This is a genomic window from Natrinema pellirubrum DSM 15624 (assembly GCF_000230735.2).
GTDB lineage: Archaea > Halobacteriota > Halobacteria > Halobacteriales > Natrialbaceae > Natrinema > Natrinema pellirubrum.
This window is the reverse complement of the sequence record NC_019967.1, coordinates 149,562-167,698: the sequence shown is the minus strand read 5'-3', so window position 1 is coordinate 167,698 and position 18,137 is coordinate 149,562. Positions and strand designations below refer to the sequence as shown.

17 protein-coding genes and 1 pseudogene are annotated in these 18,137 nt (G+C 55.5%); 10 read left to right on the top strand and 8 right to left on the bottom strand.

The genetic code is table 11. The annotated features are described in order from the left end of the window. Window positions 1-276: 276 nt before the first annotated feature. Both NATPE_RS19175 and NATPE_RS19170 read left to right on the top strand, forming a co-directional pair. Window positions 277-549 carry a PadR family transcriptional regulator gene (locus NATPE_RS19175; RefSeq protein ID WP_006181073.1) on the top strand — a complete coding sequence of 91 codons (273 nt, stop codon included), beginning with the start codon at window positions 277-279 and terminating at the stop codon, window positions 547-549. Window positions 550-1,658: 1,109 nt separating this feature from the next. Then, entirely contained in the window at window positions 1,659-2,555 is an 897-nt protein-coding gene (locus tag NATPE_RS19170; RefSeq protein ID WP_006181074.1) for a hypothetical protein, read from the top strand. A 670-nt stretch (window positions 2,556-3,225) separates the two neighbouring features. Here NATPE_RS19170 and NATPE_RS19165 read toward each other — a convergent pair. Beyond that, the gene (locus NATPE_RS19165; RefSeq protein ID WP_015298976.1) at window positions 3,226-4,218 is read right to left on the bottom strand and encodes an IS5-like element ISNpe17 family transposase; all 993 of its coding nucleotides are present in this window, start codon (window positions 4,216-4,218) and stop codon (window positions 3,226-3,228) included. Between the two features lie 335 nt (window positions 4,219-4,553). Here NATPE_RS19165 and NATPE_RS23595 point away from each other — a divergent pair, with 335 nt between their 5' ends. From NATPE_RS23595 to NATPE_RS19160, 3 genes are all read left to right on the top strand, one after another. Continuing rightward, window positions 4,554-4,691, top strand: coding sequence for a DUF7563 family protein (locus tag NATPE_RS23595; RefSeq protein WP_015310288.1), 138 nt, complete (start codon window positions 4,554-4,556; stop codon window positions 4,689-4,691). 79 nt (window positions 4,692-4,770) lie between these two features. After that, the gene (locus tag NATPE_RS21705; RefSeq protein WP_015310287.1) at window positions 4,771-5,655 is read left to right on the top strand and encodes a biosurfactant protein 1; all 885 of its coding nucleotides are present in this window, start codon (window positions 4,771-4,773) and stop codon (window positions 5,653-5,655) included. A 331-nt stretch (window positions 5,656-5,986) separates the two neighbouring features. After that, window positions 5,987-6,238: a hypothetical protein gene (locus NATPE_RS19160; protein WP_006181076.1), complete on the top strand. Its 252-nt coding sequence runs from the start codon at window positions 5,987-5,989 to the stop codon at window positions 6,236-6,238. Window positions 6,239-6,388: 150 nt separating this feature from the next. Here the strand turns inward: NATPE_RS19160 and NATPE_RS19155 are convergent, their stop codons facing one another. After that, a complete protein-coding gene (locus tag NATPE_RS19155) occupies window positions 6,389-6,760 on the bottom strand; it encodes a hypothetical protein (protein WP_006181077.1) in 372 nt (123 codons plus the stop codon). Between the two features lie 261 nt (window positions 6,761-7,021). On the opposite strand from NATPE_RS19155, the gene NATPE_RS21700 reads away from it, so the two are divergent. Further along, window positions 7,022-7,771: a hypothetical protein gene (locus NATPE_RS21700; RefSeq protein ID WP_015310285.1), complete on the top strand. Its 750-nt coding sequence runs from the start codon at window positions 7,022-7,024 to the stop codon at window positions 7,769-7,771. A 190-nt stretch (window positions 7,772-7,961) separates the two neighbouring features. Here the strand turns inward: NATPE_RS21700 and NATPE_RS19150 are convergent, their stop codons facing one another. Continuing rightward, complete coding sequence (locus tag NATPE_RS19150; RefSeq protein ID WP_006181078.1) at window positions 7,962-8,339, bottom strand: hypothetical protein; 378 nt, start codon at window positions 8,337-8,339, stop codon at window positions 7,962-7,964. Window positions 8,340-8,719: 380 nt separating this feature from the next. Here NATPE_RS19150 and NATPE_RS21695 point away from each other — a divergent pair. Then, window positions 8,720-10,178: pseudogene (locus tag NATPE_RS21695) on the top strand (IS66-like element ISNpe25 family transposase). Here the strand turns inward: NATPE_RS21695 and NATPE_RS21690 are convergent. Continuing rightward, the gene (locus NATPE_RS21690) at window positions 10,117-11,739 is read right to left on the bottom strand and encodes a transposase (protein ID WP_015310284.1); all 1,623 of its coding nucleotides are present in this window, start codon (window positions 11,737-11,739) and stop codon (window positions 10,117-10,119) included. The pseudogene NATPE_RS21695 and the gene NATPE_RS21690 overlap by 62 nt on opposite strands. Window positions 11,740-12,310: 571 nt before the next feature. Then, window positions 12,311-13,525 carry a PQQ-binding-like beta-propeller repeat protein gene (locus NATPE_RS19130; protein WP_015310283.1) on the bottom strand — a complete coding sequence of 405 codons (1,215 nt, stop codon included), beginning with the start codon at window positions 13,523-13,525 and terminating at the stop codon, window positions 12,311-12,313. 126 nt (window positions 13,526-13,651) lie between these two features. Here NATPE_RS19130 and NATPE_RS19125 point away from each other — a divergent pair, with 126 nt between their 5' ends. Next, complete coding sequence (locus NATPE_RS19125; protein ID WP_006183410.1) at window positions 13,652-14,170, top strand: hypothetical protein; 519 nt, start codon at window positions 13,652-13,654, stop codon at window positions 14,168-14,170. 89 nt (window positions 14,171-14,259) lie between these two features. Here NATPE_RS19125 and NATPE_RS19120 read toward each other — a convergent pair whose 3' ends face one another. Continuing rightward, window positions 14,260-14,832, bottom strand: coding sequence for a PH domain-containing protein (locus tag NATPE_RS19120; protein WP_006183411.1), 573 nt, complete (start codon window positions 14,830-14,832; stop codon window positions 14,260-14,262). Window positions 14,833-14,845: 13 nt separating this feature from the next. Further along, a complete protein-coding gene (locus NATPE_RS19115) occupies window positions 14,846-15,166 on the bottom strand; it encodes a hypothetical protein (protein ID WP_006183412.1) in 321 nt (106 codons plus the stop codon). A gap of 152 nt (window positions 15,167-15,318) precedes the next feature. Between NATPE_RS19115 and NATPE_RS19110 the strand changes: the two genes are divergently transcribed. Both NATPE_RS19110 and NATPE_RS19105 read left to right on the top strand, forming a co-directional pair. Continuing rightward, window positions 15,319-16,203 carry an IS1595 family transposase gene (locus NATPE_RS19110; protein ID WP_015310282.1) on the top strand — a complete coding sequence of 295 codons (885 nt, stop codon included), beginning with the start codon at window positions 15,319-15,321 and terminating at the stop codon, window positions 16,201-16,203. Window positions 16,204-16,345: 142 nt separating this feature from the next. Continuing rightward, window positions 16,346-16,573, top strand: coding sequence for a hypothetical protein (locus tag NATPE_RS19105; protein ID WP_015310281.1), 228 nt, complete (start codon window positions 16,346-16,348; stop codon window positions 16,571-16,573). 91 nt (window positions 16,574-16,664) lie between these two features. Here the strand turns inward: NATPE_RS19105 and NATPE_RS19100 are convergent, their stop codons facing one another. After that, window positions 16,665-17,639, bottom strand: a complete 975-nt coding sequence (locus tag NATPE_RS19100) for a hypothetical protein (protein ID WP_015310280.1) — start codon at window positions 17,637-17,639, stop codon at window positions 16,665-16,667. Window positions 17,640-18,137 lie beyond the last annotated feature (498 nt).

Below are 18,137 nucleotides of genomic sequence, written 5' to 3'. Positions count from 1 at the left end.
ACCTACGAGACAGTGACGAAATCAGACGGGGCTAAACACGTACGGGAAGATCAGTATGTCGGCGAATTACTCTCGAGTTCGGAGTGAGACGGTTGTGGCCGCTGAGCGTGCGCGTTGAATTGGATTTCTCGAGTGTCGTTTCATCATGGCCACAGTCTCAGGATGTCGTGAATGGAACGAGAATCAGCTAGTGGTATAAAGAACCGACTAGTTGGATCAGCTTACATCTACGTACGTGTGGAATAACAAATATCATCTCGCCTGAATGGCTGGGCCATGGACGACCTTACAGGATTCCAACGCGACCTGCTGTACGTAATCGCAGGTGCTGACCAGCCATCTGGACAGGACGTCAAAGACGAGATCGAGCAGTACTACAGTTCAGAAATCAATCATGGTCGGCTGTATCCTAATCTCGATACGGTTGTGAATAAGGACCTTGTCGAAAAAGGACAACTCGACAGACGCACAAACTATTACGCGATTACAGACGAGGGAGAACAAGCGATCGAAGATCGCCGTGAGTGGAAATCCCAGTACGTCGACTAAATCGAGATCAGAAGTGGTCTGAATTCTTGCTTTGTTCTCTTGAGTCGGGAAGTACAGAACATAGAATTATCATGCAGTGAGACATAGGTCCCTACTATGACAGAGGGAAAAAAGCCGAATGAAGGCATGCTCCCCTGCATGGTATGTGGGGAACCACTGAACTACCTCAATACGCCACATATGGAGACTCACTCCCCCGAGATGCCTCAGAATGTATCTGAGTACCGAGATTGGGTAGCAGAACACTCTGGTCTTGATCGAGATCATCCAGCAGTTGATTCAAACCAGTTACTCAAACCCCAACTCTGGCGGAAAAACAACCACCTTTTCGAAGGCTGGCGGGATTGGGAATAAGAGATCCGAAAAAGCGAGAGGTTTGCAACTGTAGTGTGTGGAGGAGTCACTGAACCAGCTGTGATGGAGTAGATCTCACTGAGCGGCTTGCAATCACCGCTTTCGATAATAGGGTGAAAGCCCCTGGCACGCTCGAGTCCCGCGCCTCGCTGCGCTCCTCACAAGTTGCGGTGCTTGTGTCGGCGGGGTTCCTCGAGCGCGCCAGCCCCTTTTGATCCCACCCACGTGGATTGATCGGGCTGCTGTTGCGTTGGTTACCCCCTTTTGAGTATCGGCCCGCCCCGCTCGCCGCGTGCCGCCCTCCGCGTCGCTCGCGACCGACCATTCCGGGCTGCGGTTCGCTCCTGGCGTCGCTCACCGTTCCGGGCTAAAGTGAATCTGGTCTCGGCGCCAGCATTAAGCGCGTTTTCGGTTGCGCCCCTCGCGGGCTTTCGCGTTCCAGCGCTTGGTGCCGCCTGCGCTGTCGCGCGCCACACCGCGGCGCGCGTTCTCGACGACAGTCGCGCTGGACACGGACCCGCAGTCCGGGCCGGACACGAGAAACGGCTTAAAGCTGGCCGCTCGCTCCGGGCGGGTCGCCGCGCGGTGCTGGTTGGAACACCGCATTCAGGCGCGCTCTCGCTCGCGCCCAGATGGGCGCTCGCGAAGGCGCGAGCGCGAGCGCGCAGATATATCTAGTCGGTCGGTCTCGTCGGAAAACCGCGATGTAGTAGCATCGCGGTGGCAGGCGCGTGAACGCCTTCGGATATACAGCAATGTCTAGTAACAACTCGAGTAGCAAGGCCGTTACGGTCGATGAACAGGCACTCAAACAGGCGGACGAGCAGGCGGTCGATGAAGACGGTTTCCCGGTCGTCGGCGAGACGCCGGAATTCGAGGCAACAGTCGAGCAAGAGGTCCAAGCAAAGGTGGATGCGAACCACCCAGATGGGATCGTCGATACGAGCGATGAGCGGATTCACGGTGCAACCCTCGAGCAGGAAGAGCGCGTTCGAGCACGAGAGGACGAACTCGAACGAATCAGTGCCCAGGCCGAGATAGGAACACAAGAAGGTCGTGCAAAGCGGACACGAACGATCGCTGCGAACCAGAACAAAGCGCGGCGTGTGGAATTCCAGAAACGGGCGGCAAGTGTGGATCCGATGGCGGACCCGGAGCGGGCGGATCCCCGGACAGAACTCACCCAGGAGCAGTTGGCGGCCGTGAACAAGCAGTCGATGCGACTCGCAAAGCAGTTGGATGGCTGGTCTCGAGCAGCGATCAGCCGGCGGTTGAGTGAAGCCGTCGTCGGTGGCCAAGACCTAACGAGTGCGGTCGTCAACGTGTTCGAGGAGCTGCAGACGGCGCCCGGACACGTTATCCCCATCGGAAAACTCGAGGAGGTCTCTCGAAAAGAGGTGAGTATCGAAGGGCGTGTCGAAACCCTGTGGGATCCCTCGCATCCGAGCATCGCACAGGTCGGGCTCATCGCAGACGACAGTGGACAGACACGCGTGACGATCTGGAAGTCCTCAGACGCGCCGTGGATCGAGGAAGGCGAGCAGGTGCGCATTCACAAGGCTGCCCGGAACTGGCACGAGGGCCGTGTCTCACTGGCCGTGACCGGATGGACGACGATTCACTTCCCCGAGCGCGGCTGGTGGTGGGAATAGCCGGGGCGAAGCCCCTTTTTTGCTGGTGAACGCAGTCACCGCCACCTCCCACCACCTCCACGGTCCGGGCTGCTCACGGCCGGTGGCCGCTGCGCTGCCGGGCTTTCGCCACAGCGTGAATCCGTTTCATGACGCTGCCATCACCTAGTAGTAGTTGGTAACACGACTTCTTTATTCAGAAATATGCCTGAAACTGAATCTGGCAATTCAGTCACTACACGTTCGGATGTACCGACTGGATTTATTTCGACCAAAGTCAATTAGACGATATGGAGCCGTCATTTAGACGCGACTCAATCATTTTTATCATTACATATGTGATAGGTGTCATAGCTGTCGGCACTTTTGGAGCGGTTTTGCTCGAACGCACTCCCTCCGTGTTTCTTCGTGATTTACTCACTGACCCTATCTGGCTATTCAACTGTGTGCTACTGATAGTCCTCTGGTTTTTGATGTATCCAAAGCTCCGAAGGAGCTACGAGAGACGAACCAGCTAATTCACTGCTGCTCCGGTAACTACGTGCCCTGTACTGACCGCGAGTTTCACAAAGAGTCCTGAATAAAGGAATCCTGCTACTGCCTACTGATAGAGCAGTTTTTGTGCCCCACGAGTGGGGTGAGGGGCGGTCAGAGTTACACATCGCCCCTCGAGGGTGTCATAGAACTCTTGTCACACCGTGATGATCGTGCTTCCCGGATTGTCTCCGCGTTCATAGTTGGTGATTGCAATAACGAGGCGAAGGCACAGCGCGAGGAACACCTGTGCTCGTGCGTGGACGCGGCCTCGGGCGTGCGTTCGCCCGAGGCCGCAGCCCTTGACTGATTCGTTGGTTCGTTCGACGCCTGTTCGGCGGTTGTACGTCTCGTTTAGCGTCGATTGCTTCAGCTGAACGTCCTCGCTGTGTTGTTCGATGCGGTCTTCGACCCTGTACTCGATGTCCTTCGGGTCATCAGTGTTCCGTGGGTTGTAGGGGGCGACTGGCACGACCCCTGCGGCCAGCAGGTGGTCGTGCCAGTCAAGTGTATCGTAGGCGCTGTCACCAAGCATCCATATCGGTTTAGCGACGGCGAGCGCGTCACGGGTGACGCGCATCGCCGTCTCCTCTGGTGCTTGTTTGCTCTCGGTGAACTCCGCTGCAATCGGGATCTTCGAGCCGGTCGAAACGATCGTGCAGCCGTAGCCGTAGTAGTACTCTTCAGCCGTTGGATCGTAGCATTTCGATGCGTCAGGATCGGCAGGCATCGTTCTCACGTCTGTCGAATCAATCGAGTAGGTCAAGTCGAGCAGGCCGCGCAAGGCGGCCTGCTCGACGAGGTGGTCGAAAATCTTGTCGATGACGTGTTCGAGATCGGTGAGAAAGCGATCGACCGCGTCTCTGGACGGCGGTCGATCGAAGCCACAGCTGAGCCAGACGACTGTGTTGTTCAGTTCTCGTGCAACCGGACGAATGCCGTAGATATCCTTGTAGTAGCAGTGCAGAAACCCACGCATCATTTCGGGTGGTTTGTGAACTCGTGTTCGCCCCGTCTGCGCCGGGGCGAACACGTCGAACTCTTCGAGAAACTCGAAGGAGAGATGCTCAAACAGCGCTAGTGTCTCAGTTTCCACGACATTGAAGAACGTCTCTACCGTAGGATTCTCTTGCAGGGTCGCTGGGCTCATACCACCTCAGCGTTCACCCTGCTCTCTGGTATGAGAACTGTTCTATGACATCCTCATCGCCCCTCGTGAACACCATGACTCTCAGAGAGATCTACCAGACAACGTTCGACGAAGACGTCCAGTCCAACTCGAGCGCCAGTCCGTGCCCCAAATGCAACGGACGGGTGACCACCAACGCAGTCGAAACTCGTTGTGAAGACTGTGGACTCCTTCTCGAACCGCAACAATACCAGACCCAGAAAAGAGTCAATCCCACTTAGATAGAATGCTATTGAGAAAAACTACACAAGTATTGGAACAAGATATTTACTGGAGTAATAACATAGGTTTGGATAATGCCAGAATGTGATGGCTGTGGCTCTCATGTCACCGAGAACTATTTCCGGGTTTTCGCCGTTGATGGTGATCTGCCAGCATGTATCCACTGTGCCAGCAACCGTGAAGCTCGAGAAGCAGGACTCCGCCAGCAATAGCGTCTAAGTGAACTTATTCCCAAGATCTTCTCTACCGGACTGGAACCTGATCAAGACGTGAGGCAATACGACCCAATCAATGACTGATCGAGATTCTGACTTCGAGAAGCTTCGTCCGACCGGCGAAGCGTCGCATATCCCAGATGAGAGACTCAGAGAGTGTACTGAGGGTGAGCCGAATCGACAGCGAGTTGCAACGGCGACGACTGGATATCCAGACACTCCAACGGAAACAGACACTGAGTGTCGCTCCTGTGGCGCACCGATCCCAGCTGGTCAGACCAAATGTCTGTTCTGTCTTACCAATCATCTCGAGGACTCCCCTTCTGAGACAAACGCACCAGCAACAGAGTGGACACTGCTTGGCGTCGTTCACATGCTTGTCGAGTCGTCTACGTTCTACGGTGCCGTCGCGAAAGGCGCGGCCGCTGCGACACTCCTTGCCTCCAGTGCGGCGGAATCAACGGTCGACGACTGTACGATCACCTACGATCTCGAGGACGAGCCTGCAGCCCAATTGACCGATCGGTGGCCTGTACTACCCGCTGCAGTACGGATCTCGTCCACGGACGGTGAGCAACTTCTCGCAGCGGCCCATGATCGAACAGCGTGGACTGACCAATCAGCGGTGGATAGCGACTGCGAACCAACAACCTATCTCTACGACGAGAGTGGATTCGGCATTCGCGATGAGCAGCGACTTGCGACGGTGCTCGACAATGTCGGTGATGATGCGTGGCTAGTTCCTGCAATTGCCCTCCAGCAGGCACCTCAAGAACGTGAACCTGAGCATCAAGATAGTGGCATTCCGACCAAAGAACGCCTCGAGTGCCACCAGTGCGGACGCACAACCGAGCATCGATTCAGCGGTCATGAATCGGTTCCCGACGAAACCTGGACCGGCCACGCAATCTGGGAGTGCCAGGTCTGCGGGACGCCGCGCTATGGACCGAGCCCAGAATGACTTGCTCCGCGTCATGTCTTAACCAACAGACGGCGATGGTGCAGCGTGGCTGTTGGTTAACAGAACGGTCGCCCGTGCTATCGTGTCATGTTTGTCTGCGCCGCGATCGGCTGAGGCGCATTCAATGGACCCACGAAACACACCAGGATACAGACTGCATCGTGCACTCAGTCAACTCAACCATCTCGAGGGCGATCAACTGACTGACGCAGACAGAGAACGAATCGAGACAGCAACGGCGCTCTTGGAGGAAGTGAGCCTTCTCACTCGCTCCCCCATCATCCCAGGCTCTCCATAGACGTTTAAGTCATCCCGAGCCGATTGTGTAGACATGGCCACCGATCTCACCGAACGTGTCCAAGAGATCGCAGAAGCACGAGATGTCGCCGAGTCGGAGATCCTTGAACAGGCTCTGGAACGCGGTGTCGAAGATCTCTGGATCGATCTGGTTCTCTCGCGGTATGTCAACGACGAAATCGATCGGGAAACGGCAATTGACCTCGTTGGGCGAGATCGCGTCAAGCGTGCAGAGCGCGAACTCCAGGTAGTTGAAGACGATATTCAGTGGGGCCTGAGTGCGTGATTGGTACCCTGCACCTCTCCAAAATATATTATCGATACATATACCAATCCTGAGACGAAGACAAGAATTCACCGATTCCGAGAACTCAAGAGCATGTTTCATGGTCCGAAATCATGAAAGTCCATATTCCTAACTCAATTTAGCTTCGTCTTATTTTGCTCTTTGTACGCTATGGACGTAGACAGTGATAAGGACGACAACAAGTCCAAGCGTCCCAAGGACGCGAGCCATTGAGCTCTCAGCTACTGGTGGGATCTCTCGGTGAACCAGTACGAATTCGTCAATCATGAGTCCACCTCCAACGAGAGCGAGGACTGCAAACCACAGCCACATAATTGCGTATCCGAGTTCATCGAGGTGTGTGGTTTTTACAGCATGGCTGAGGAGTCCAATACCAGTCATGATTGGGACGATAAGAAGACTGCGAGTGGGGCTAACCACCAAGATGCCAATACCATAAGTAATTGCCGTAAAATACACGAAAATCGAAAAGAGATGGCGAACGGACTGGAGGAATCTCATAGTTACGGAACTGTTACACATGTTATTAAATACTTTCTCAATAAGAAGATTCGCCACCAATTTCAACAGGTTTCTACACGAGATTTATACTTGAAAAGCTGAAATTGATTCTCGTGGAGTCGGTTTGTGAGACTTTCACAGGGGCTGCTGGTATCCGTTCGTCGATCAGGAAGAGTACGATTCGTCTCTTATCGCCGTCTACGAGGATCCGATAGAAAGTCGACAGAGCCATACAGGATTCTGTTAGATGTCATCTCGTGTATGGTCTTCGGGATCTCCGGAAGTCAACTGTTCGGCGGTGGTCTCGCTGTTGTTGGAACAGTCGTCCTCGCGTTCAGTGGGCGATATGTTTGGCGTGCGACCAGCATCTACAGAGCAGACCACATCTCGACGCTCAACGAAACATCATCTGGAGAACTCGTTCGTATCTCCGGAACGGCTCAACAGGGCGACGCCGATCTCTTGACCGCACCATTTAGTGGCAACGGCTGTCTAACCCTCCGATACGCTGTTGAAGAACGCCGACTGAGTCCGTACTTGCTTCCGTGGTTTGTAACGATACATGAGCTGGCGGGCTCGGACGCGTTCCGTGTCCGTACACCCGAAACTGCAGTTGACATCGTTGAGCCAGCACATACAGTAACACTCAAACGCACTATTGTTGCGACCGTTCCGTCAAGCGATGAGCCACCGGAGCGGATCGCACGATTCGAACAGAACGCCGCTGCAGTCCCAGTGGCGACCCACTGGCGATCACCCCCGTCGCTCTTTCGGCCGATTACAAGGGTTCTTTCGCTTGGGACTCGCCGCTACAGCGAACAACGTGTGATTCCCGGTGACGATGTCACTATCGTCGGCCGCATTACCGAGGCAGGTGACGGCATTGACCCACTCGTCGTCTCTGATCGTCCGGCTGGTTGGACGTTCCTCCGGATGGCCAAGATTTCACTTATCGGGCTCTGTATTGGAATATTCGTCGTTCTACTCGGTCTCGTACTTGTATTATTGTGAACTTTTCACAGGCTCTGTAGCTGATCTCAAAACCGATACAGTCGGGATCGATCTCATCGATCAGCACCAGCAACGACAGTCGTCGAATCACACCCTCGAGTGTGAGTCTCCGAATGCGTTCGCAGTCGATTGGAGGCTAAATCACGTAAAGTATACCGTGGACTACCATGAGCACGGCAGTCGGTGACGTTCATGCTTGGTCGTACAGAATGGCGATCGAAATCGCGTGGGTCGTTCCAACTACCGTCATACTGAGAACAACGCCGATGTACGGGAGAGTAGCCAGCCATCCCGATGCAAGTCCGAACATCACGATGAGCGCGAACAACACGGCACCGTAACCGCGTGACCGCTGCCAGCTCTCTTTCGGCGCGGCACGTAGCGGTTCCACGTGGAGAACGGCGATGGGGAGGAAAAATAGCCGAACGGCAACGAATGCAAGTACCGCGAACGCAGCGATGGCTACAAGTAACGAATTCGGTGTGAAATCCAGATCTATCGCCGAACCCGAGTGCTCGAGGAGAGACAAAATAGCCTGTTGCACGTTCAAGATCAATTCGTCAGACATGGCAGCGTGAGACTGATCCAGTGCGAATCTGCCGAGTGATAATCAATTCGGTGAGAGAAGTCTCAGAAACGCTCGCTGAATCGGGTGTTGGAGTCAGTTTTCGATCACGAATAGAGCCGCCTGAGAGCAATGCCTCTCAGGCGGCGCGTGCTTCGACTCCGGGCAGGGGCCGTCAGATGAGGCGACTGGGAGAACGTATCAGTCCTGGTTTCCCCTGTCGGTATGTGTTTAGCCCGAGCTGATTTCGGTACTGTCTCGTAGGAAGCGTTCAACGGACGCGACATGAACAGGCAGCAGACATCGGATACGACTCTCAGGGATGGGCTCCGCAGCGGAGCCCATCCCGTTGCCTCTGCTGTCATAACTGGTTGGTGGAGTCTGTGAACGCAGACGATTTCACCAAAGAAGAGCTATTTTCTCGGTTGCTTCAGCTTGAGCAGCGGGTCGAAGAACTTGAGCAAGAAAACAAGCGGAAGGACAAGAAGATCGATCAGTTGCAAGAGCAACTTGACCAGAAGGACGAGCGGATAGAAGAACTCGAAACACGTCTTCGCAAATACGAAAATCCGCATACACCGCCCAGTAAGCGACGGTCGGGGACTGACGAGTCCCCGACCTCGCAGGACGACGAAGACGAGAATGTTCGAACCGACGGCGGCACTCCTGGACGGAAGGACGGCCATGATCCAGAGTGGCGTGTAACAGCTGGTCCCGACAAAGAGATCAAAGTCACCCGTGACTGTTGTCCCGAATGTGGCGAACACTTCGACGAGTCGGTGGGCGTCAGCCCCCGACTCGTCGAGGAGGTTCCTGATCCGCAGCCTCCTGAAGTCACCCAGTACAATCGCCACTGCTACCAGTGCGACTCTTGTGGAACAGAAACTGTTGCTAAACACCCCGACTGCCCCGATGAGGGGCAGTTCGGGGTGAACGTCATCTCCCAAGCAGCACTTTCTCGGTACGATCACCGCCTTCCCTACCGGAAAATCGCTGATCGCTTCGAGCAACTGCACGGGTTAGAACTCTCAGGCGCGTCCGCATGGCACGCGACCGAGCGCGCTGCGCGCGCCGGTCGCTGCGAATATGAACAGATTCGAAGACAGATTCAGCAAGCAGAGATCGTTCACGTCGACGAAACTGGTATCAAACGCGAGGGTGAGCAAGCATGGATCTGGACGTTTCGGACGGGAGAGCACACGCTGTACGCCGTAAGAGAGAGTCGTGGGAGCGATGTCCCCGCGGAAGTCCCTCGGCGAGGACTTCGCGGGAACGGTCATCTGCGATGGGTGGACGGCGTATCCAGCGTTCACCAGTAATCTTCAGCGGTGCTGGGCACATCTTCTCCGGGAAGCCGAGGACATTGCTAGTGACCACGAGGAGGCAGAGCCGGTTCACCGGTATCTCAAACAGATGTTCGTCGGTCTCCAGTCGTGGCTGGAGACCGACCCGAGTCCTCGTGAGAGAGCACAGATGCACCGATCATGCCAGAACGGGCTTAGATCGCTCGTTGAGCGGTCAGTAACCGACGAGGCAGTGGCAACACTACTCGGGAAGATCGAAGGAGGGATCGACCACTGGCTCACCTTCGTCGGTGAGCCAGCGGTCTCCCAGACGAACAACGCAGCTGAGAACGCACTTCGTGAACCAGTCGTTCTCCGGAAAATCATCGGGACACTTCGTAACGATCGAGGTATGTTCGTTCACGAGACGATCTTGTCCCTGCTGGCGACATGGCGCCAGCAGGGACGCAATCCATACGAAGAACTTCGTCGAGTCGTCAACAACAATGAGATGCTCTCACGGGATCACGCTGTGCCGGCTGTCGAGACTTCGGGGTAAACTCATACCCCTGTCGTTTTGCGGTGAGTGACGTCGCGACCAGAGCGACTGCCGAAAGCACGACGTGAGTTTCCACGTTGTTCTCCTTGCGTGCGCGGACGCGATCGAGGCCGGTAAAGGACTTCAGCCGAGAGAATACTCGCTCGACACCTGCCCGCAGGTGTCGATGCATTCGTTCCTTAATCGCCTGGAAGATGTAGGTCTCTTCGACGCTGCCGACCTCGACGCCGTACTCTGAGAGTTGCTCTTGTGGTAACCGTTCGAGTGCGTCGTACGGACTGTCGATCTCGTCACCGTGGTTCTTGAACAACTCCTTGATCTCATCGCGGATCGCCTTCAGTGGCGCTGAGCGTCGTGGATTGATCGCCGTCAGCAGCGGACAGTTAAGTTTCTCCTGGGTGAACTCTCGATTGCCTTGGCTGTCGAAGCCCGCATCAGCCAGTGCTGCCTGGAGATCGTCGGTGTCGTACCGCTCATCGAACTCCTCGATGAGCGGTTCGAACGCCGCACAGTCGTTCCTGCTGCCGGTCTCCATCGTGATGGCGACCGGCAGCTCTGCGGCTACGTCCACGACGATGTACACCTTGTACCCGTAGAACTTCCCCTCGTGTTTGCCCCAACTCGCTCCCTCGACCTCACCGTCGTCGATCTCTTCTCGTGTGTTTGCCCAGGCGGCGATGTGCGTGCCGTCGATCACGACGAACTCACCGGCGTGATCGTGATCAGCGAGTAAGTCGCCACACATCGACTGGAGGCAGTCACGGAGTTCATCGGGGTGAAGGTCGTCGAAGGCACGCCAGAGCGACGTCCCGTCCGGGACGTCCTCTGGCTCGTAGTCGAGAGCCTCCCGGAAGGAGTGATTCCGTCGGAGACGGCGTTCGAGGGCGTCGAAGGAGTCGCCCTCGAACTGCCGGAGGACCAGAGCGGCGGCTCGTTCGGGCGGGATCGACTGAATCTCTGAGACAGCAACCGAGAGAAACGTCGCGAGAAGTTCGTCGCGGTAGAGATAGCCCTCTTCGTCGGTATCAACTGGACTGACGTCGGTCGGCTGATCGGTTTCGCGTTGGCTCAGCTGGGCGTCCCGCAGGGACGGCCAGCTGTGGACGTAGACCGTCGTGTTCCGGTGTTCGACAGCGTGGATCTCCTGTTGGTCGGCGAGGTTCCGGAGCGCTCGGTAGCAGCGTCGATCGAGGAGATCGTTGGCTTCGGACGGAGTAAGCCCGGAGGGGCGTCTGAACACGAGATGCTTGAGCGTGGACTTGGTGTCTTCTTTGCGGTGGAAGACGGCGACGCCGTCATCCACCTCGGGTCGCCAGAAGCCGTCATGGGTGGCACGATGGCCGACAACGTGTTTGCTAGCGACGTACTGACCGTTATGGTTCAGGGAGGTGTAGAAGGTGTTTGTCGAGGCAATTTGGTCGATATACCACGCCGGCACGTCGGTGCCGGCGCGGAGCTCGTCTTTGGAGGCGACTTCATCGTGGGTTCGAAGGAACTGACGAACGGTGGCCTTATGCGAAGCGGTGGTGTTCTTACTGGTGTCGGATCTTTGTGTGTACATACCATCGATCCGACTTCTAATCTAGTTAAAGTGACTATTCTAGCTCGTAGTGATATCGCTTGGACATACCTGAGCTAATTTCGAACTCGTGCAACGGGCTACAAAAGCAAGATTCCACCAGTGTAGACAGTGAACCGCCGTGTACGAGCTGCCGTCTCACTCGCACGCGTCATTGTTAGCCACCCAGCAGCGGCGACAATCCCGATTGCAAGAAACTCAAGGCCAGTCGCGTACGCGAATGTGTCGAGCGGCAGGTCGACAAGGGCGTCAAGCGATCGGCTCGTTTCTGTCGTTCCCGTCGGATATAGCGAGTGCGTGATCTGTAGTGTCGACTCCGAAACAGTCGGTTGGACTGGGAGTGGATCTCGCTCTCGAAACACATCAACAAACGTTAACAGACAGCCGGCCGCGAGAAACGGTATCCAGACCGTGGGGTTCGATCGGAGTTCGTAGAGGATCAACGTGACCGCAGGCCGATCATTATTGTCTCGCAATAATTGCTCATCGGGCGAGTAGTCTGTGGACGCATTCGAGTGGCTGTCGTCGCTCGAGTCGGAATCTTTCCTCTCGTTCATGCCGTCTCCTCCAAAGCGATGACGCGGCGTCGATTCGTCAAGTACAGTCGGCCGTCCCCGATAATCGGCGGTGACAGAGGGACTTCTGATGGCTCGTATTCAAACAGTTCCGTACCAGTGCTCACGTCGAACCCGTGAAGTGAATACCCCTGCTCAACGGCATAGACGACGCCGTCGGCGACGACCGGTTGTGTCTCGCCGTGGAACTCTCTCGACCAGCGCACCTCGCCTGTTTCGAGATCGAGAGCATGGAATTCAGTATTACCGTCACTCAACAGCACCGTGTCGTCCGTCACGGCGACCGTCCCCTCAGTTGCGTTCCCGTCAAGATCTCGTTCCCAGACGGAATTACCATCGTTGGTCTCGAGCAGTGCGACACCAGACCGGGACATGACAATGATTCCATCATCTGTCGCTGGTGTACACAGTTGCATCTGTTCGGCACGTTCCCGTTCCCATATCGTCGATCCGTCCTCAATATCGTACGCCGAGACCTTGTTCGGCCAGTTCGCAACAAACAGCGTTTCGTCTTGGATCGTCGGCCGTCCAAACGAAGCCGAGGCGATCTCGTCTTTCTCAACAGTCACACGCCAGCGCACAGACCCGTCGCTAGCGTTCATTGCAGCGATGTCGTTGGTCCCAACGACAGGCGCATACACGGTGCCGTTGTGGGTGACCGGGTCGACCGTCGGGGTATGCTCGATTGTCGGCCGGTACTCTCCGTGTGGCGGTCCATCCCAACGTTCACTCCCGATGCCACGGTCGAGTCCCGGGACCTTGATCCCACCCCCAGCATTCACTCCATACACTCCACCTGTAGATGTGACGGCAAGCGTCAGTGTTCGATACGGCTCCGCGGTGACGGCAGCGAAACTTGATGTGTACGGTCCCCGCCGAACGAATTGTTCGGTCCCATCCTCGACGTGTACCGCAACGAGACCTGTCCCGGCTGCGTAAAGGGTATCTCCGAGCCGAATGGGGGCGCTCGAACCATGGAACCACGACGGTGCGTCATAGGTCCAGGCAGGTTCGACGTCAGACTTCGGTCCCGTCACGTTCGGATTATGTCCAGTCCCTGCCGGGTTATACTGAGACATTGGCCAGTCGCGTTCCGACGTAGGCGTCTCAACTGACGTTCCAGCGGTTGTAGCGACATATCCGCCGGCCGTAGTAGCGGCTAATGCGGTGAGGATACGCCTTCTGGAGGGCATTTAAGTCTGATTTTTACAAATCATTCAGCCTAATTGATTCTATCGATCTTATTGGATATCAACAAACTAGTATCTGCTTCCGGTTGGAAAGCTTGGATTTTTATTTGAAAGAACTGAGTATGAATTATGGATTTCCGTCGCCCTCTTGTCCTCGGTGGCTTCCTCGTGTTGTGTCTCCTCTTCCTTTCCGCCATCACAGTCGCGGTCGGGACACCTGAACCAACGGTCACGTTCGAGAATCAAGACAACGAAACCTACTATGTGACGGTGTATACTGTCTCCGACGAAGACGTAGCCGGCTATCTCAACTTTGAGGTGACGACTGACGAAGGGGATCGTCGACTTGTCACGTACGAGGACCTCGTATGGCCGGGAGAATATGAGAACGTAACACTTGTCGATGATGGAGTTGACACACAGACATTTGTTGTCGAACCCGGCGAGACGAAACACGGTATTGTTACCGGGTGGTCACAGGGAGACGTAACGGTGTACATCTCCGAGCGTGGGCCCGAACGAGAACACGACACCTCTCGCACCATCACTTGTGAGAGCCGCGGCCAGTCGCATTCGCTCACGCTCGAAGAGAGTGGATCTGGGAGTTCAAGCACCTGTGCTGGAGGATTCGGGTGGGTTTTCCGGTAATCAATTTCTCTGGAACCCAGTTCGTTGGACACTCTTTCAACGATGCACCACCACGTCGATGAAAGGCGCAACTAACAGTGAGTACAAGACTAATCTTCGATCGTCGTGCGAATCTCTCGGATCTCATCCCGGATCCGCTGCCACTGAGTTAAATCGCCAGGAATATCCGACTCTTGTCGATTGTTCGCACCAAGTCCGTCGTTGTTTGATGCTGCTCGATCGACGAGCGCTCGGATTTCACGGGGATCATCTATCGCCTGAAATGAGAGGTCATCTCCACCAGCGATCTCGAACTCGACGGAGCCGTACCCGAACATCGATCCTGTAATATCTTGGCCATAGGCACTGTTCTGGACCGTTTCGAGGTTGGCCTGTATGACATGTCGGGTCACTACTCCATGCTTCACGTAGAGTGCCTGGTCCGTTATCACGTACTGCATGCCTTGTACAGCCAAATACTTCCAGAGGGGGATTGCTACACCGACCGGAACGACTGCGAGAAAGAGTAGCGTCTCTTGTACTAGACTGCTGACGACCCCGACGGCGACGAGCAGCAATCCCGTTGCGAGTGCTGGAAGTACGGTCGTAATTCGCGGACGGCCAGTCCACGTGACTGACTCGTGGCTGTCGAGTGGGACAGCCGGGTCGATTGACTCCGTCATTGCTTTCTATCGTTCATCGGCTCGGTCCCTGGTCGGTTTCAGAGGGGTCAGTAGGCTGTTTCGTTCTCTCAGACTCGTTCAATTCGGAGTCAGTCTCGTTATTCGAGTGTCGCTCTTCCGAACTGTCAACATTAGTCATTGTGGCTGCAGTGTCGCCCACAGTCCCCTGTTGTGTCTCGAGAGTAGTGCGAATCTTCTTGAGTTCGATGAGAATTTCATCAAGCACATCACGCTTCGTTTCACCGGATTCCCGGGGTTCACCACGACTAGCCTTTACGCGCTTGTTGATGAGTTCCTGAACCTCACGGGGTTCAGGCACCGACTGGAACTGCATCTCGATACCAGATCCGCCAGCAGTCGAGACATCAACGTTTCCGTAGCCGAACTGGGAGCCAACGCTCTTCCGTAGGAGATTGTTGATGCCGTTTAGCTGTCGCTGTGGAATCGAAGAGAGCAAGGATACCGCGTCAGCGGTGTCCGTTAGGCATGATTCCGCTGGATGTGTTTGGCTCGGAATCGGTCGCAGCGGACCTGTTGCAGCAGGTTCGCTGGCGTAACGGTGTTACTTGCCCCCGCTGCCGTTCTGACCGAACGGTCAAGAACGGCAGCTATGGGCACTTTCAGCGCTATCTCTGTAAGAATTGCGACCGCACGTTCAACGACAAGACCGGCACGATTTTCGCCCATTCGAAGGTTGCACTCAGAAAGTGGCTGTTCTCGATTTACGCGTTTCTCCGGTTTAACACGAGTCTTCGCCAGCTGCAGCTAGAAATCGACGTTCAGTACAAAACGATCCATCAGCGCGTCGAGCGCTTCACGAAGGCGCTCGACGCGCCTTCAGTTAACCTCGTCGGGCCGGTCGAAATCGACGAGGTCTACGTCTCTGCAGGGCTGAAAGGCCGCGAGCGCGACCGACCGTCGCGCTCGCGTAGCCTGTCCACGCGTGGACGAGGATCGTACGAACAGGACAAACCGCCGGTGTTCACGATCGTTGATCGTGGCACCGGCAACCGGTACGTGATTCCCGCGAAATCCGCTGATGAATCGACGATTCGGCTCCTTCTCGCAAACCGCGATGAGGAGCCACTAACCGTCTACACCGACGGATTTCGCGCCTATGATCCACTCAATGAGGACGACGCATTCGACCGCGAATACGTCGTCCACGGCGACGGCGAATACGCTGACAAAGACGTCCACGTCAACACCTGCGAGAGCCACGGATCGCTGCTGCGACCGTGGCTCTCGCCTCACCGAGGCATCTCAAAAGATAAACTCACACAGTATCTCCGAGCCTTCCAACTTCGACGGAAACTACTGCGGAAACCAGGAAGAGAAGCCCTCAAACACGCTATCAAAGCTACGCTGTGAGATCAACAAAGTGCTACACAAGAGCGTTCATCGGAACTTATTCAGCGAATTCGAGAACGCGTTCGAAGAGTGGTGTAGCAAAAACCGAGCCTGAGTTTGCAACTCGTTTTTCATGCCTCGACAGGGGTAGAGGCAACATCCAATGAACGACACGCCAGAGTACTCCCAAGACTCGAGCGACCTCTCACCAGCCCAGCGACTCGAGGCACCGAACACACGGCTCATCGATGCCGGCATCGCAACGATCAGCGATATGAAGACGCTGCGAGCCTGCATCGCCTACGAAAACCAACACCAACAACGTGTCCCGATCCTCCGCCAACTCGAGAAGCGAGCCAACGAACTCCGTTCACAGGATAAGGATGACTAACTCGACGTGCCTGCTGGCAGATTGCATGACGACTGGGAGGTACCCTGCCAACTCCTTGCTCTGTACGTGATGCCACAAAATCCGTTAGCAGTCATCGTTGTACTTCTGTCCCCGCCCGGAAGCTTGTGAGGTCATCGATACGGTCTTCGAGTGCTTCGATTTCCTGTTGCAGTTCCTCGACTTCTGTCTCCTCGCTGGTGGCAAGTCGATCCTTCAACCCCTGGAGACGCGACTCCTTGACGTCGTTATCGACCTCCGCCTTGCGAACGTACTCGCTCTCATCGATCTCATAAACATCGGACTCAGTGAGTGTCGTCACCTCGAGTGCTTCGTCGACCTTCTGGCGATCAACGCTCATGACGCGCTCGCGGTCGATCCCTTCCGCCTCGAGCATCGAGAGGACGTCTTCGTCATCTTTGAGCGAGCGGTTACGGCGACTCGTGCGCTGGACTGAGCCATACTGACCGGCAACAGGCCGGTCGTGATGAAGCCGTGAGAGAAGTACGTCAGCGACTTCCTGCCGAAAGTCGTTGGCGTCACGCTGGACATCCGACAGCAGCGTGTAGAGGTTTACGAGGGTGGCCGTCTCCAAGTCAGGGAGGTCAGTTACGTCGTGGCGCTCGAGTGCATCGATTAGGAGTAGGCCATCCGAGTAGATATCCAGTCCGTCTGGTTCGGTGCGGTCATCGTCGGTATCTGGTTCGTGTGCTGTGTCGGCCAGTTGGGTCGTCGTCGGCCCGTCTGTCTCGGCGATCACACCCGCGTCTTCGTCGATCTCGAATCGGGGATGGACGCTCAACACCGCTGGATACGGATCAGCATCTGGTGGGAGCCGGTCTAGATTAAACCCATCGTGCGCGGTCTGTATCTGATGGTAGAGTGTCTCAAACTGCCCGCGTTGGAGTGGACGCTTCTCGTTCGACTCGTCAAACTGGACGACAACACGGTGTTCCTGGATATCTGTGATATGGATGCGAGAGTGCGACAATGGTGTGATCAGTGTCGCGTCCGCCGGCAGCTCATCCAGATGCTCGAGAAGCGTGTGCCAACTGACGCTGAATGGCATACAGGGAAGTTACGCGCCGACCTGACTAAACCTTGTTCTCGACGGGCAGCAGAGAACTCTCCCACTGGTTTGAGCCATTCTATGACACGCTGGAACTACTGCCGCTTCAGCCGTGAATCGCTAGATTCAGCAGATACGGAGTCTCTCGATTGATTCTAGCAGTTAAGGCCTGAAGCGGCACTACTACCTTCGTGAACACCACTCACGCAAAGCATATCTGCGTTTCTGAATTGACAATACGTGATGGTAGAATCCCATTACAAATGCAGGAATTGTGGTCGAGAATTGCACTATCAAACTACAAAACATAATGGTTGTCTGAACTGCGGACTCGTGCCACACCATAGCGCTGACTGAGTCGAATGACGGAGTAAGGATCGCCTTGTTATCGCATGGATCAGTAGGCGTATTCAGCAGTAGCCTTAGTCAAGGGGTATCATAGAAGTCTCCTCATGGTATTGATTACAGCTATCTCTACGATGAATTGGCCGATAAGTA